Genomic DNA, 17,105 nt, shown 5'->3' on the forward strand with positions numbered 1-17,105 from the left:
TCAGACGACCTCGGGCGAATCGAGCGGCTCGGGCGACGGGGCGGGTTCGGGCGAGGGGTTCATGGCGGTGACTCCTTCGGTCTCGGTCTCGGGGACTGCTGCGGAAGCCGCGGGGCCCGTCGCCGGGTCCAGGCGGTCGGCCAGCGCGCGGCCGATGACGGCGAGGGCGGCGTCGGACTGCACGAGCCCGAGGTGGTCGGCGTCGACACCGACCCGTTCGATCCGGCCCCGCACGTGCGGGCGCCACGACTCGGCGCCGCGCCGGGCCAGCTTGTCGCCGTCCGCCCGCTCGGCCGCCAGCACCAGCACGTCGCCGTCGTAGGTCCCGGGGGTGTGTCCGCGCATCAGGGCTGCGTTGTTCATGAACACCTCCAGGACCGCGGCCAGTTCGGCCTCGTCCAGGCGGCCCATCGGGTCCCCGGCGGCGGTCAGGAACGCGCGGTAGCGGGCCGTGGGGAAGCGGCCGCCGGTGAGCTCCTCCTCGGCGACGTCGAACCCGGCGTCGCGCAGGTTGTGCGCGAACACCTCGGCCAGCGGGGCCTCCGGGCCCGCGCCCGCCTGCCGCGGATAGGCGTCCAGGAAGGCCAGCAGCTCCACCTCCTGCCCGCGGGCGCGCAGTTCGCGGGCCATGGCGAAGGCCACGTTGCCGCCGAGCGACCAGCCGAGCAGCCGGTAGGGGCCCTCGGGCTGCGTCCCCTGGACCAGGTCCGCGTACTCGGCGGCCATCTCCTCCAGCGTCGCGGGCAGCGGCCCGTCGCCGTCGAGTCCGACGGCCTGCACGCCGTACACCGGGAGGCCGGCCGGCAGGTGGCGCACCAGCCCGGAGTAGCACCAGCTCATGCCGGAACCGGGGTGGACGCAGAACACCGGCCGGGCGGCACCGGCGGCGCGCAGCGGGAGCAGCCGCTCCATCGGCTCCCGGCCGCCGCGCGCCGCCAGCCGCACCGCCAGGTCGGCGACCGTCGGAGCGGCGAACAGGTCGCGCACACCCAGCTCCTCGCCCAGCTCGGCCCGGACCCGCTCCACGAGCCGGATCGCCAGCAGCGAGTGGCCGCCCAGGTCGAAGAAGCCGTCGTCGAGACCGACCAGCTCCAGACCGAGGACCTCGGCGAAGAGCCGGCACAGGGCCTCCTCGCGCGGGGTGCGCGGCGAACGGCCCTCGACGGTGCGGTACTCGGGCGCGGGCAGCGCGCGGTGGTCCAGCTTGCCGTTGGTGGTGAGCGGCAGCGCGTCGAGGACCACGAGGGCGGCGGGCACCATGTACTCGGGCAGCGCACCGCGCAGCGCCTGCCGCAGCGCGCCGGGGTCGACACCGGCTCCGGCGTCCGGCACGACGTAGCCGACCAGGCGGCGGTCGCCGGGCGTGTCCTCGCGGACCAGCACGGCGGCCTGCGCCACGCCGGGCAGGCCCGCCGTCACCGCCTCGATCTCGGCCGGTTCGACGCGCATGCCGCGCAGCTTGACCTGGGTGTCGGTGCGGCCCAGGTACTCCAGGTCGCCGTCCGCGCGGTGGCGGACCAGGTCGCCGGTGCGGTACATCACGCCGCCCGCGGGCCCGAACGGGCAGGCCACGAAGCGGCCCGCGGTCAGCGACGGGCGGCCCAGGTAGCCGCGGGCGAGCCCGGGCCCGCGCACGTACAGCTCACCGGGCACGCCCGGCGGCACCGGCTGGAGCGCGCCGTCCAGGACGTACACGGCGGTGTCGGCGATCGGCGCGCCGATCGGCGGGACGGTTGCGCCCGCCAGCGGGGCGCTCATGGTGGCGCAGACCGTGGTCTCCGTCGGACCGTAGGAATTGCGCATCAGACGTCCCGCGGACCACCGTTCGACCAGCTCGGGCGGGCAGGTCTCGGCGGCGACGACCAGCGTCGTGGCGGCGGGCAGCGCGCCCTCGGGGATCAGCTGGAGCACCGCGGGGGTGATCGCCGCGTGGGTGACCCGGTGGCGGACCGCCAGCGAGGCGAGGGCGGGCCCCGGCACGGTGCCGGGCTCCACGACGACGAGGGCCGCACCGGTCAGCAGCCCCATCGCCAGCTCCCAGAACCCGCCGTCGAAGGCGGGGGAGAGGTGGTGCAGGACGCGGCTGCCGGGCACGACGTCCAGCTGCGAGGTGAAGATGTCCAGCAGGGCGGGCAGGCCCGAGTGCGTCACGGTGACGCCCTTGGGGCGGCCGGTGGTGCCGGAGGTGTAGATGACGTACGCGGGATGCCCCGGCAGCAGCGGCGCGAGCCGGTCGGCGTCGGTGAGGTCGCCGGCGTCCTCGCCACCCGTGCCACCGCCGGCCGCGGGCTCCTCGTCGAGCAGCAGCCTGGGTACGGCCGTGTCCGGGAGCCCGGCGGCCACCGCTGCCGTGGTCAGCAGCGCGACCGGCGCCGCGTCGGCGAGGGTGCCCGCGATCCGCTCCGCCGGGTGGGCCGGGTCCAGCGGCAGGTAGGCGGCGCCCGCCTTGGCCACCGCGAGGACGGCGACGGGCAGTTCGGCCGAGCGGGGCAGCGCCAGCGCCACCAGCCGCTCGGGACCCGCCCCCCGCGCCACCAGCAGCCGGGCCAGCCGGTTGGCGCGCGCGTTCAGCTCCGCGTAGCTCAGCGACGTGTCGCCGACGACCACCGCCTCGGCGCCGGGGCGCTCCCGCACGTGCCGCTCGAACAGCTCGGGCAGGGTGGCCGGGGCGAGCCCCTTCGCGGTCGTGTTCCACTCCTCGACGACCCGGTGCCGCTCCCGCGGTCCGAGCACGTCGATACGGCTCAGCGGCCGGTCGGGGTGGGCGGCCGCGTCGGCGAGCACCCGTACCAGCCGGTCCACCAGACCCTGCGCGGTGCCGCGGTCGAAGAGGTCGGTGCGGAAGTCGAGGACCCCCGCCACCCCGTCGGGGGTGTGGTCGGCGGTCCGGCGCTCCGTCACCGAGAACCCGAGGTCCACCTTGGCCGCCGTCGCCGCCGCACCGCCCGCGCCGCTCACCGTCAAGCCGCCCGGCAGCGCGGGCGCGCCTTCCCCGTCCGCCCGCCGCGGGGCGGTGCTGCGCAGCGACAGCACCACCTGGAAGAGGGGGTGGTGGGTGAGGGAGCGGGTGGGGTTGAGGGCTTCTACGAGGCGTTCGAAGGGGAGGTCTTGGTGGGTGTAGGCGGTGAGGTCGGTGTCGCGGACGCGGGTGAGGAGTTCGCGGAAGGTGGGGTTGCCGCTGGTGTCGGTGCGTAGGACGAGGGTGTTGACGAAGAAGCCGATGAGGTGGTCGGTGGCGTCGTCGGTGCGTCCGGCGACGGGGGTGCCGATCGGGATGTCCTCACCGGCGCCGTGCCGGGTGAGCAGGGTCGCGAGGGCGGCCTGGAGCACCATGTAGAGGGTCGTGTCCGTGGCCCGGGCGAGTTCGGTGAGCCGGGTGTGGAGGTCTGCGGCAAGGGTGAACTCCACGCGGTCGCCGGTGTGGTCGGCGGTGGCGGGCCGGGGCCGGTCGGTGGGGAGGTCGAGGCGTTCGGGCAGGCCGGTGAGCTGCTGTTTCCAGTAGGTGAGTTGCTTGCCGGCGAGGGTGTCCGGGTCGGTGTCGTCGCCGAGGACGTCGCGTTGCCACAGGGCGTAGTCGGCGTACTGGACGGGCAGAGGCTGCCAGGCGGGTGTGGCGTCGGCGCAGCGGGCGGTGTAGGCGGTGGTGAGGTCCTGGGCCAGCGGGGTGCGGGACCAGGCGTCGCTGGCGATGTGGTGCACGAGCAGCAGCAGGACGTGCTCCTGCTCCGAGATCCGCAGCAGCCGGGCCCGTACGGGGATCTCCGTGCCCAGGTCGAAGGGGTGCCGGGCCGCCCGGGCGAGGTCGGCCTCGTAGTCGGCCTCGGTGGACTCGGCCGTCTCGAAGACCGGCCGGACCCCGTCGGCGGGGTGCACCACCTGACGGGCCCCCAGCTCGTCCTCGGTGAACGTCGTCCGCAGGCTCTCGTGCCGCCCGACCACGTCCAGCAGCGCCGCGCGCAGCGCGTCCGGGCGCAGCGGTCCGGACAGCCGGAGCACGGTCGGGATGTTGTAGGTGGGGCTCGGCCCTTCGAGCAGGTGGAGGAACCACAGGCGCTGCTGGGCGTAGGAGAGCGGGAGGCGCTCGGGACGGGGCCGTGCGGTGAGCGCGGCCCGCGCCCGGCCCGCCCCGGCGAGCACCACGGCGAGCGCGGCCGGGGTCGGTGCCTCGAAGAACTGCCGGATGGACAGCTCGGCCCCCAGCGTGGTGCGGACCCGGCTGACCAGCCGGGTGGCGAGCAGGGAGTGACCGCCGAGGTCGAAGAAGTCGTCGTCGACGGTGACGCCCGGCAGCGACAGGACCTCCGCGTACAGGTCGCAGAGGATCTCCTCGGCGGGGGTGCGCGGCGCCCGGCCCGCGGTCCGGCCGCTGTACGTCGGGGCGGGCAGCGCCGCCCGGTCCAGCTTGCCGTTCGGGCTGAGCGGCAGGGCGTCCAGGGCGACGAAGGCCGAGGGCATCATGAAGTCCGGCAGGGACAGCGCCAGCCGGGCGCGGGCGGCGGCCTCGTCCCAGTGGCCCGGGTCCGGGACGACGTAGGCCACCAGACGCTGGTCGCCCGGCTGGTCCTCGCGCAGGACGACCGCGGCCTGGCGCACACCCGGCCCGCCCGCGACGGCGGCCTCGATCTCGCCCAGCTCGATGCGGTACCCGCGCAGCTTGACCTGCCGGTCCGCGCGCCCGGCGAAGACCAGCTCCCCCGACCCGTTCCAGTGCGCGACGTCGCCCGTGCGGTACATGCGGCTGCCCGGCACGCCGAACGGGTCGGCCGTGAACCGCTCGGCGGTCAGCCCGCCGCGGCCCAGGTAGCCGCGCGCCAGCTGCACGCCCGCCAGGTACACCTCGCCGTCCAGACCCGGCGCGACCGGGCGCAGCGCGGAGTCGAGGACGTACACCCGCACCCCCTCGTGCGGGGTGCCGATCGGCACCGGGCCCGGCTCCACCGCGCGGTCCGGATCGATCCAGTGCTCCAGGCAGTGACCGGTGGCCTCGGTGGGCCCGTAGACGTTCACCACCGTCACGTCCGGCACGGTCTCGCGCCAGGGCGCCAGGATCTCCCCGCGCAGCTCCTCGCCGCCCAGGGTCAGGGTGCCCGAGGGCGCGACCTCCGGCGGCATGGTGGCCAGCAGCGCCAGGTGGGACGGGGTGCCCTTCATGAAGGTGGCACGGTGGAAGCCGGGTTCGGACCCGGCCGTCTCGGCGAGGGCGCGCAGATCCGTCAGCCGGACGCAGCCGCCGCTGATCAGCGGGGCGTGCAGCGAGCCGACGCTCTGGTCGAAGGACGCGGACGCCTGCATCACGGACAGCCCCGAGATGTCCGGCGCCTGGGAGGACCGGCAGTGCCGCACGAACGCCGACAGGGCCCGGTGCTCGACGACGACGCCCTTGGGGCGGCCCGTCGTGCCCGAGGTGTAGATGACGTACGCCGGATGGTCCGGCAGCAGCGGCGCCGCGCGGTCGGCGTCGGTGAGGACCGTCCCGGAGTGCCTGGCCAGCGAGGTTCCGGTGCCGGGGTCGTCCATGACGAACGTCAGCGGCCCGCAGCACTCCTCGCCGATCCGCTCGTCCACGTCGGAGGTGGTGAGGACCAGCGCGGGATCCGCGTCCTGGATCATGTGGCGGATGCGGTCCGGCGGGTACTCCGGGTCGACCGGCACATAGGCGCCGCCCGCCTTGAGCACCGCCAGCATGCCGACCACCAGTTCCGTGCGGCGCCCCACCGCGACCGCCACGTGCCGTTCCGGGCCGACGCCCAGCTCGACCAGGCGCCGGGCCAGCCGGTTGGCGGCGGCGTCGAGTTCGGCGTAGGTCAGCCGCCCGTCGGGGGCGATCAGCGCCGTCTTGCCGGGGGTGCGCGCCACCTGCTCCTCGAACAGGTCGGTGAACCGCTCGGCGGGCCGCACGTCGTCCGAGCCGCTCCACTTCTCCAGGACGGTGCCGCGCACCTCCGGGTCGAGCAGCTCGACCGCGCCGACCCGGGTGTCCGGGCCGTCCAGGACGGTGCGCAGCGCCCGGCGGAACGCGGCGATCACCGCCTCGACCCGCGCCGGGTCGAAGACCTGCGGCAGATAGCCCAGGGAGAACCGCAGGGTCTCGCGGGGCAGGGCCAGCAGACCCAGCGGGTAGTGCATCTGGTCCTTCGAACGGACCCCGAGGACGGTCGGGAGGTCCGCGTCCGGCGCGGCGCCCGGGGGGCGGCCGCGGCTGGAGTTGAGCGGATAGTTCTCGAACACCATGGCGGTGTCGAACAGTTCGCCGGAGCCCGCCCAGCGCTGGATCTCCGCGAGGCCCACCCACTGGTGGTCGATGAGGCGCGCCTGCTCGCCCTGCAACCGGCGCAGGAACCCGGTCACCGTCTCGGCGGGCCGCAGCCGCACCCGCAGCGGCAGGGTGTTCATGAACAGGCCGACCATGGTGTCGACGCCGGGCAGTTCCGGCGGGCGGCCGCTGACGGTCACGCCGAACACCACGTCGTCCCGGCCGGTGAGGTGGGACAGGACCAGCCCCCAGCAGCCCTGGATCACCGTGTTCACCGTCAGCCCGTTCGACCGGGCGAACCGGGTCAGCGCGGCGCTCGCCGCCTCGTCCTCGGAGAAGTCGATCCGCTCGGGCGCCGCGGTGAGCGCACCCCGGTCGGGGGCGACGATGCTCGGGGTGTCGAACCCGGCGAACGCCTGCGTCCACGCCTGCGCGGCGGCGTCCCGGTCCCGGCCGCCGAGCCAGCCCAGGTAGTCGCGGTAGGGGCGCACCCGGGGCAGGGCCGTGCCGTCGCCGTGGACCGTGTACAGGGTCATCAGCTCGCGCAGCAGGATCGGCATGGACCAGCCGTCCGCCAGGATGTGGTGCAGCGTCAGCAGCAGCCGGTGGCGGGCCGGGCCGAGCCGGACCAGGGTGAAGCGGATCAGCGGCGGGCGGGACAGGTCGAAGCGCGTCCAGCGGTCCCGCTCGGCGACCCGCTCCGCCGCCGCCTCCCGCTCCTCCTCGGGGACGCCCGCCACATCCTCCTCGGCCCAGGGCAGGACGACCCGGCGGGGGATGAGCTGCACCGGGCGCTTGAGCCCCTCGTGCCGGAAGGCGGCCCGCAGGTTGGCGTGCCGCTCCAACAGCGCCTGCCCGGCCCGGCGCAGCCGCTCCGGGTCCGTGCGGCCCTCCAGGTCGATGAAGACCTGGACGTTGTAGGCGTCCAGTTCCTCGTCGTCGAAGAGGTTGTGGAACAGCATCCCCTCCTGGAGCGGGGACAGCGGCAGGATGTCTTCCAAGCCGGACTTGGCCATCAGAGGGAACCCCATTCGCTCTCGAGTCGGGAGATGTCGTCCTCGCTGAGCGAGGTGAGGGAGACGTCCGAGGGGGTCAGACCGCTCGCCCCGGGCCGGCCGGCGTGCTCGACCAGCGCCTTCAGGGCCCGGAACCAGCCCTCGCCCAGGCGCCGCACCTCGGCCTCGGACAGCACGGCGTCCGCGTACGTCCACACGCTGTGCAGCCGGGGCCCCTCGTGGGTGTCGTGGGCGCCCGCGACCAGTTCGACCGGGTGCGCCAGCGGGGTGTCGGGGTGCTGCCCCGCCACCCCCCGCCCGAGCACGCTCCACGGCTCGGGTCCGGTGCCGCCACCAGGTGCGTCGCCGCCCCGTGCGGCGCCGCCCCGGCCGCCGGTGTAGCGGCCCAGGTAGTTGAAGCCGTACGCCGGTGCCGGCAGGGCGGCGAACCGGTCCCGGGTGCGCGGGTTGAGGTGGCGGAGCAGGCCGTGGCCCACGCCGTCGCGCGGGACGGCGCGCAGCTGCTCCTTGACCCGCTTCAGGGCCCGCCCGGCCGCGGCCCCGCCGTCCCACACCTCGGCCCAGTCCGGGTCGTCGACCTCCGGGCGCAGCGGCACCGGGTGCATCGACGTGAACCAGCCGGTGGTGCGGGTGAGGTCGGCGCCCGGCACCAGGTGCTCGTGGCGGCCGTGGCTCTCCAGGTCCACCGTGACGGCCGCCGTACCCCGGGCGCCCCGCTCGCGCCGCCAGTCGGCGACGGCCAGCCCGAACGCGGTGAGCAGCAGGTCGTTGATCTCCGCCCGGAACACCCCGGGCACCCAGGTGAGCAGGGCGTCGGTGGTGTCCGGGTCGAGGTCGAGGACGACCTGCCCCGAGCGGGCGTGGGTGTCGCGGGCCGGATCCAGTACCGGATCCGACGGCTCGGCGGCCGGGCGGGCCGCGTCCAGCCAGTGGTCCGTCTCGGCCTCGGTGACGGCGGAGCCGGCCAGGTCCCGCAGCGCCGATGCCCACCGGCGCCAGCCGGTGCCCGCCGGGCTGAGCGGGCGGCCCTCGTAGGCGGCGGTCAGGTCCGGCACGAGCAGCCGCCAGCTGACCGCGTCCACGGCCAGGTGGTGGGCGACCAGCACCAGCAGCCCCGGCCGTCCCGGCCCCCGGTCGACGTGGCAGGCCCGCAGCATCCGCCCGTCGGCCGGGGACAGCCGGTCGCGTTCGGCGGCGGCCGCCTCGGCCACCACCGCGTGCAGGTCGGCGTCGTCAACGTCCCCGGCCGGTCGGCGCGTGAGGAGACCGGCGGCGTCCGTGCCGCCGGGCTCGGGCTCGGGCACGGACATGGACCAGTCCGCGGCGACCCGCAGCCGCAGCGAGTCGTGCCGGTCCAGGAGCGCTCCGAGGGCGGCCACCAGCCGCTCCGCGTCGAGGTCCGCGGGCACGGACACCACCACCGACTGGTTGAACGGCGCGACCGGCCCGCCCAGCGCGGCGAACCACCCCATGATCGGCGTCGCGGGAACCGGCCCGCTCGCCGCTGCCTCCTCTTCCGGCCCTTCGGCCCCTCCCGGTACGGCGCCCGCCGACCGCCCCGCCGCGTCGTCGGCGGCCTGTGCCTCGGCGAGATCGAGTGCCTCGGCGACGCGGGCGACGCTCTGGTGCTCGAAGACGTCCCGTACGGAGAGCGTGAGGCCCTTCGCGCGGGCCCGGCTGACCAGCTGGATGGACAGGATGCTGTCGCCGCCCAGGTCGAAGAACCCGTCGTCGACACCGACCGACTCCAGGCCCAGCGCCTCGGCGAACAGCGCGCACAGCAGCTCCTCGCGCGCCGTGGCCGGGGCCCGGCCCGTGCCGGCGGCCGCGTAGTCCGGTGCGGGCAGCCGCCCCCGGTCCAGTTTGCCGTTGCCGGTCAGCGGCAGTTCCGGCAGGCGCACGAACGCCGACGGCACCATGTAGTCGGGCAGCGTCTCGCGCAGCCGCTCCCGCAACTCCTCGTCCGACGGCACCGGCACCGGCCCGGCCCCGGTCACCAGGTACGCCACCAGACGCCGGTCGCCCGGCCGGTCCTCGCGCACCACGGCCACCGCCTCCGGCACCCCCGGGTGCCGCGACAGGGCGGACTCGACCTCGCCCAGTTCCACCCGGAAGCCGCGGATCTTCACCTGGTCGTCGACCCGGCTGATGAACTCCAGGTCGCCCCGCCGGTTCCAGCGCACGATGTCGCCGGTGCGGTACATCCGCTCGCCCGGCCCCTCGAAGGGGTTGGCGACGAACCGGGACGCGCTCTGCCCGGGCCGGTTCAGATAGCCGCGCGCCAGCTGCACCCCGGACACGTACAGCTCGCCCGGCACCCCGGCCGGCACGGGCTGCAGATACGGGTCGAGGACCAGCATGCGCGTGTTGGGGAACGGGCGGCCGATGGTCAGCACGCCGTCCGCGAGGTCGTCCGGCGCCTCGACCCGCCAGGTCGTGCAGCCCACGATCGTCTCGGTCGGCCCGTACTCGTTGAGGACCCGCGCCCCCGGATGCGCCGCGAGCAGCGTCCGCACCGCGCGGCCGGTCAGCGACTCGCCGCCCAGGACCAGTTCGCCGTCCGGCACGCACACCCCGGGCAGCCCGGTGATCAGCGGCAGATGGCTCGGTGTCGCCTTCAGGAACGTCGTCTGCGGCAGGTCGGGCACCTCGCCGTCCAGCGCGCGCTCGTGCAGCTCCTCCAGGTCCGCGAGGTGCACGCGGCCGCCGTTCAGCAGCGGCGCGAACAGTCCCGTGACGGTCAGGTCGAAGGAGAGCGGCGAGTGCAGCAGCGCGTTGCCCGCCACGCCCGGGTACAGCTCCGCCGACACCGCCAGGTAGTTCAGCACCGGCTGGTGCTCGACGAGTACGCCCTTGGGGCGGCCCGTGGAGCCCGACGTGTAGATGATGTACGCCGCGTTCCACGGCGACAGCGGCTGCGTGCGGTCCTCGTCCGTCAGGTCGTGCGCGGGCTGCGCGGCCAGCCGGGCGGTGACGTCCGGGTCGTCGAGCAGCAGCCGGGGCAGCTCCGCCGGGAACACCCCGGCCGGGACCGCCGACGTCGTCAGCGCGCACACCGGCGCCGCGTCCTCGGCCATGGTGGCGATCCGCTCGCGCGGACTGCCCGGGTCGACCGGCAGGTACGCGGCCCCCGTCTTCAGCACCGCGAGCACCGCCACGCCCATCTCCACCGACGGCGGCAACGAGATCGCCACCACCTGCTCCGGACCCGCCCCGGACTCCGCGAGGAGGTGGGCGAGCCGGTTGGCGCGGGAGTTCAGCTCGGCGTACGTCAGCGTCGTCCCGCCGGCCGAGAACGCCGGGCGGCGCGGAGTCCTGGCGACCTGCTCCTCGAACAGCTCCGGCAGGGTCCCCTCGCGCTGCGGGCGCGCCGTGTCGTTCCACTCCCGCAGCACCTGCCGCCGCTCGGCCGGGTCCAGCAGGCCGATCCCGCCGATCGGCCGGTCCGGGTCGGCGGTGACCGAGCCCAGCACCCCGAGCAGCCGCGAGATCACCGACTCCGCGGTCTCCCGGTCGAACAGCTCCGTGCGGTACTCCAGCGAACCGCGCATGCCCGCAGGACCGCCCGACGGGTCGTGCCGCTCCCCGAAGGTCAGCGCCAGGTCGAACTTGGCCACCCCGGTACCGGCGGTCATCCGGGTCGCGTGCACGAGCGCGCCCGCCTCACCGGACGCGTCCGGGGCGTCCGGGGTGTCCGGTGCGGTGCGGTCGCCCGCACCGGCCGTGTTGTTGAAGGTGATCATCACCTGGTACAGCGGGTGGTGGGCCAGACTCCGCGCCGGATTCAGCGCCTCCACCAGCCGCTCGAACGGCACGTCCTGGTGCGCGTACGCGGCCAGGTCGCGCTCCCGCACCCGGCCCAGCAGCTCACGGAAGGTCGGGTTGCCGCCGGTGTCGGTGCGCAGCACCAGCGTGTTCACGAAGAACCCGACGAGATCCTCGGTGGCGGCGTCGTTGCGCCCCGCGACCGCCGTGCCGACGGGAATGTCCTCGCCCGCCCCCAGCCGGGTCAGCAGCGTGGCGAACGCCGCCTGGACCACCATGAACAGGCTGGAGTGCGTGGACCGCGCCAGCTCCGTCAGCCGCGCGTGCAGCGCCGTCGGCACCGTGAACGCGATGCGGTCGCCGGTGTACCCGGCGGTCGCCGGGCGGGGCCGGTCGGTGGGCAGCTCCAACTGCTCGGGCAGCCCCGCCAGGGCGTCCTTCCAGTACGCCAGCTGCCGCGCCGCCACGCTGTCGGCGTCGGACTCGTCGCCGAGGACCTCCCGCTGCCACAGCGCGTAGTCGGCGTACTGCACCGGCAACGGCTCCCAGTCCGGTGCCGCGCCCGCGCAACGCGCCGCGTACGCCGCCGTGAGATCACGGGCCAGCGGCGCCATCGACCAGCCGTCGCCCGCGATGTGGTGGATGAGCAGCAGCAGGACGTGATCGGTCTCCGAGACCCGGAACAGCCGGGCCAGGAACGGGATGTCGGCCGTCAGGTCGAAGGCGTACCGGGCCGCCTCGCCCACCCGCTCCGCCACCTCCCCGGCGGCCACGTCGACCACGTCCAGACGGCGGGCGGCCCGGTCGGCGGGCAGCACGACCTGCCACGAACCCCCGTCGTCCGCCGCGAACACGGTCCGCAGGCTCTCGTGCCGGACCAGCACGTCACCGATCGCCCGCTCCAGCGCCGCCCGGTCCACCGGACCGGACAGCCGCAGCGCCGTCGGCATGTTGTACGTCGCCGACGGCCCCTCGAACTGGTGCAGGAACCACAGACGCTGCTGCGCAGGCGACAGCGGGACCCGCTCCGGCCGCGTCCTGGCCACCAGCGGCGCCCGCGCGCCCGCCGCCCGGTCCAGGGCGCCGGAGAGTCCGGCGATCGTCGGCGTCTCGAAGAACTGGCGCACGGACAGCTCGACGCCCAGCGCCGTCCTGATGCGGCTGACCAGCCGGCTCGCGAGCAGCGAGTGCCCGCCCAGGTCGAAGAAGCCGTCGTCGATGCCGACCCGGGCGACGCCCAGCACCTCGGCGAACAGCGCGCACAGGATCTCCTCGCGCGGATCCCGCGGCCCCCGGCCCACCGGCTCGCCGTCGTACTCCGGAGCGGGCAGCGCCTTGCGGTCCAGCTTCCTGTTCGGCGTCAGCGGCAGCGCGTCGAGCACCACGAACGCCGTCGGCACCATGAACTCCGGCAGCCGTCCGCGTAGCCGCTCCCGCAGCTCCGGGGCGCTCGGCAACGGTCCCGCCCGGCCCGCCGGTTCTTCCGGTCCCCTCGGTACGACGTACCCGACCAGCCGCCGGTCGCCCGGCCGGTCCTCACGCACCGTCACCGCGGCCTCGGCGACCGCCGGATGCCGGGACAGCTCCGCCTCGATCTCCCCGAGTTCGATACGGAAGCCCCGCAGCTTGACCTGCTGGTCCACCCGGCTCAGATAGCGCAGCGCACCGTCCCGGCGTCGGCACACCAGGTCGCCCGTGCGGTACATCCGGGTACCGGCCGGGCCGTACGGGTCCGCGGTGAACCGCTCCGACGTCAGCGAGGGACGCAGGTGGTAGCCCTGCGCCAGCTGCTCCCCGGCCAGGTACAACTCGCCCGGCACGCCCACCGGGACCGGCCGCAGGGCCGAGTCCAGCACGTAGGCCGAGGTGTTGGCGAGCGGCCGGCCGATGACCGGCCCGGACTCGGCGACGTCGGCAGCCGTCGCCCAGATCGTCGCCTCCGTCGGCCCGTACAGGTTCGTCACGGAGCGGGCGCGGTCCGTCAGCGCCCGCGCCAGCTCGGACGGCAACGCCTCGCCGCCCACCAGCACCTGCACCCCGGCCAGCTCGTCCCCGGCCACCGCCGCGACCCCCTGCCACAGGCTCGGCGTCGCCTGGACCATGGTGATCCCGGAGGCCGACACCCGGTGCAGCAGCGCGTGCGGATCGCGCGCGGTCTCCTCGTCGGCGAGCACCAGCACCGCGCCGTGCAGCAGCGGAAGGAAGATCTCCAGGCCCGCGATGTCGAAGCCCACCGTGGTCACGGCGAGCAGCCGGTCCCCGGCCTCCGGCGTGAACCGCCGGCCCATGTCGGCCAGGAAGTTGTCCAGCGCCCCGCGCGGCACCACGACACCCTTGGGCCGCCCCGTGGAACCCGAGGTGTAGATCGTGTACGCCGGATGCGCCCCGTGGACCGGACTCCGCAGCTCGTCCGCTCCGAGGTCCCCGCCCCCGTACCCCGACAGCTCTGCCTCCGCCACCGGTTCGGCCACCGTGAGCGCGGGCCCGGCGTCGGCGAGCATGTACTCCACCCGCTCGGCCGGGTAGTGCGGGTCGATCGGCAGGTAGGCGGCCCCCGACTTGAGGACCGCGAGCAGCGTCACGACCAGCTCCGCCGAGCGGGGCAGCGCCACGGCGACGAACCGGCCCGGCGCCGCGCCGCGCGCGACGAGGTGCCGGGCCAGCCGGTTGGCGCGCGCGTTCAGCTCCGCGTAGGACAGCCGCACGTCGCCGGACTCCACGGCCGTCGCCCCGGGCGACCGCCGCGCCTGCCGCTCGAAGAGCCCGGTCACCGACGCGGCGGGCGGCGCGGCAGCGGTGTCGTTCCACTCCTGGAGGACCAGCCGCCGTTCGGCCGCGTCCATGATCTCCAACTGCCCCACGGGCCGCCCCGGGTGCGCCACCGCCGCCGCGAGCAGCCGCACCAGCCGGTCGGCGAGATCCCGCACCGTGGCACGGTCGAACAGCGCCGTGCTGTACGTGACGCCGCCGCTCATGCCCTCGCAGGAATGGTCCGCGCCGAAGTGCTCGGCCAACGCGAACGACAGGTCGAAGCGCGCCGAGACCGACTCCGACGCCACCACCTCTGCATCCAGCCCGGCGAACCGGTCCGTCTTCGTGCCCTGCGTGTTGTGCAGGGTGAGCATCGTCTGGAAGAGGGGGTGGTGGGTGAGGGAGCGGGTGGGGTTGAGGGCTTCTACGAGGCGTTCGAAGGGGAGGTCTTGGTGGGTGTAGGCGGTGAGGTCGGTGTCGCGGACGCGGGTGAGGAGTTCGCGGAAGGTGGGGTTGCCGCTGGTGTCGGTGCGTAGGACGAGGGTGTTGACGAAGAAGCCGATGAGGTGGTCGGTGGCGTCGTCGGTGCGTCCGGCGATGGGGGTGCCGATCGGGATGTCCTCGCCCGCGCCGTGCCGCGTCAGCAACGCCGCCAACGCCGCCTGGATCACCATGAACGCCGTGGTGTTGGTCTCCCGGGCGAGTTCGGTCAGGCGGGCGTGGAGGTCGGCGGGGAGGGTGAAGGTGACGCGGTCGCCGGTGTGGTCGGCGGTGGCGGGCCGGGGCCGGTCGGTGGGGAGGTCGAGCTGTTCGGGCAGGCCGGCGAGCTGCTGCTGCCAGTAGGTGAGCTGTCGGCCCGCGAGGGTGTCCGGGTCGGTGTCGTCGCCGAGGACGTCGCGTTGCCACAGGGCGTAGTCGGCGTACTGGACGGGGAGGGGCTGCCAGGCGGGTGCGTCGCCGGCGCAGCGGGCGGTGTAGGCGGTGGTGAGGTCCTGGGCCAGCGGGGTGCGGGACCAGGCGTCGCTGGCGATGTGGTGCACGAGCAGCAGCAGCACGTGCTCCCGCTCCGAGACCCGGAACAGCCGCGCCCGCACGGGGATCTCCGCGCCCAGGTCGAAGGCGTGCGCCGCCGCCTCGGCCACCCGCTCCGCCACGTCCTCCGCGGCCACGTCGACGACTGCGAAGGGCGTCGCGACGGCCTCCACGGGCAACACGATCTGCTGGGCGCCCTGGTCGTCCTCGGTGTAGGTGGTGCGCAGGCTTTCGTGGCGGGCGAGGAGGTCGTTGAGTGCGGTGTGCAGGGCGTCGGGGTCGAGGGTGCCGGTGAGGCGGAGGGTGGTGGGGATGTTGTAGGTCGCCGACGGTCCTTCGAGCTGGTGGAGGAACCAGAGGCGTTGCTGGGCGTAGGAGAGCGGGATGCGCGCCGGACGCGGCCTCGCGGTGAGCGCGGTGCGCAGGGTGCCGGACGTGTCCAGGGCACGGGAGAGGCCCGCGACGGTCGGCGTCTCGAAGAGCTGCCGGATCGGTAGCTCCCGCCCGAGAGTGGTGCGGATGCGGCTGACCAGGCGGGTGGCGAGCAGGGAGTGACCGCCGAGCTCGAAGAAGCTGTCGTCGATGCCCACGGTGTTCACCGAGAGGATCTCCGAGTACAGGGTGCAGAGGATTTCTTCGCGGGGGGTGCGGGGGGTTCGTCCGGTGGTGGTGGTCGTGTAGGCGGGTGCGGGGAGGGCGGTGCGGTCGAGTTTGCCGTTGGGGGTGAGGGGGAGGGCGTCGAGGGTGACGAGTGCGCTGGGGACCATGTAGTCGGGCAGGGCGTTCGTCAGTGCGTCTCGGACGGTGTTCTCGTCGTATTCGGTGGATGTGACCAGGTAGGCGATGAGGCGTTGGTCGCCGGGGGTGTCTTCGCGGAGTTGGACGGTGGCTTGGGTGATGCCGGGCTGGGCGGTGAGGGTGGCTTCGATTTCGCCGGGTTCGATGCGGTGGCCGCGGAGTTTGATCTGATGGTCGGCTCGTCCGTCGTAGGTGAGGTGGCCGTGGTGGTTCCAGTGGGCGAGGTCGCCGGTGCGGTACATGCGGGTGCCGGGTGTGGTGCTGTGGGGGTTGGCGGTGAAGCGTTCGGCGGTGAGGGCGGAGCGGCCGAGGTAGCCGCGCGCCAACTGTTCACCGGCCAGGTACAGCTCGCCGGAGACGCCGGGGGGTACGGGTCGCAGGGCTGAGTCGAGGACGTAGACCTGGGTGTTGGCGAAGGGGCGTCCGATGGGGACGGGGCCGTCAGGGGTGTCTTCGCTTACGTGGTGGTCGGTGATGTTGACGGTGGATTCGGTGGGGCCGTAGGCGTTGATGATCTGCACGTGGGGGTGCTGGGTCCGCCAGGTGGCGAGGTGGTCGGTGTGGAGGGCTTCGCCGCCGAGGATGAGGGTGTGGGAGGGGGATGCCGTCTCGGGGAGTGTGGTGAGCAGGGGGAGGTGGCTGGGGGTGGCCTTGATCAGGCTGGGCTGGGTGTCCGACTCTTCGAGGCTGGTGAGGTGGACTGTGCCGCCGCTTGTCAAAGGCGTCCACAGGGCGGTGATGGTGAGGTCGAAGGCGAGCGGGGAGTGCAGGACGGTGACGCCGGTCATGGCGCTGTAGGTGTTGCGGGCGCGGTGGAGGTAGGTGGCCAGGGCGTGGTGTTCGATGACGACGCCCTTGGGCCGTCCGGTGGAGCCGGAGGTGTAGATCATGTACGCGGCATGGCGTGCTGACCAGGGCGTCCGTCGTTCCGCGTCCGTGATGTCGTCGGTGGGCCGGTGACCGTACGCAGCAGCCGGTATGGGTTCCCTGAGGGTGAGCGCCGGCCGGGCGTCGTCGAGCATGTAGTGGATGCGCTCGGCGGGGTAGTCGGGGTCGATGGGCAGGTAGGCGGCGCCGGTCTTGAGTACGGCCAGCATGCTGATCACCGCGTCCAGCGACTTGGCCAGCGCGATCGCGACGAAGTCCTCGGCGCCCAGATCCTGTTCGAGCAGGTGCCGGGCGAGTTGGTTGGCGCGCCGGTCCAGCTCGGTGTAGGTCAGGGAGGTGCTGTCGCACACCACCGCTACGGCGTTCGGCGTCAACCGGGCCTGCTCGGCGATCAGTTCGTGCAGCGGCGTCCCGGGAAGCTCGGTCGGGGCCCCGTTCCACTCCACCAGCACCCGCTCCCGCGCGGCCGGGTCGAGGGTGTCCAGGTGGGCCACGGGACGGTCCGAGTCGGAGATCAGGGTCTCCAGTACCCGCAGCATCCGTCGGCCGAAGTCGCGGGCGTACGCCTCGTCGTAGAGGTCGGGGCGGTAGTCGACGCGGAA

The 17,105-nt window shown here is 74.3% G+C and carries 2 protein-coding genes (1 of these 2 only partly in view); both read right to left on the reverse strand.

Annotated elements, in window-relative coordinates; all coding sequences use genetic code 11:
- Positions 1-7,269, reverse strand: coding sequence for an amino acid adenylation domain-containing protein (locus ACZ7MF_RS38270; RefSeq protein WP_471482747.1), 7,269 nt, complete (start codon positions 7,267-7,269; stop codon positions 1-3).
- On the reverse strand, positions 7,269-17,105 hold the 3' portion of the coding sequence (locus ACZ7MF_RS38275) for a non-ribosomal peptide synthetase (RefSeq protein ID WP_471482749.1). 1,203 nt of this gene lie beyond the right edge of the window; only the last 9,837 of its 11,040 coding nucleotides appear in the window; its start codon lies beyond the right edge, outside the window; it ends in the stop codon at positions 7,269-7,271. Before ACZ7MF_RS38275 ends, ACZ7MF_RS38270 begins: the two co-directional genes overlap by 1 nt.

The organism is Streptomyces sp. NPDC111628, from assembly GCF_055635195.1.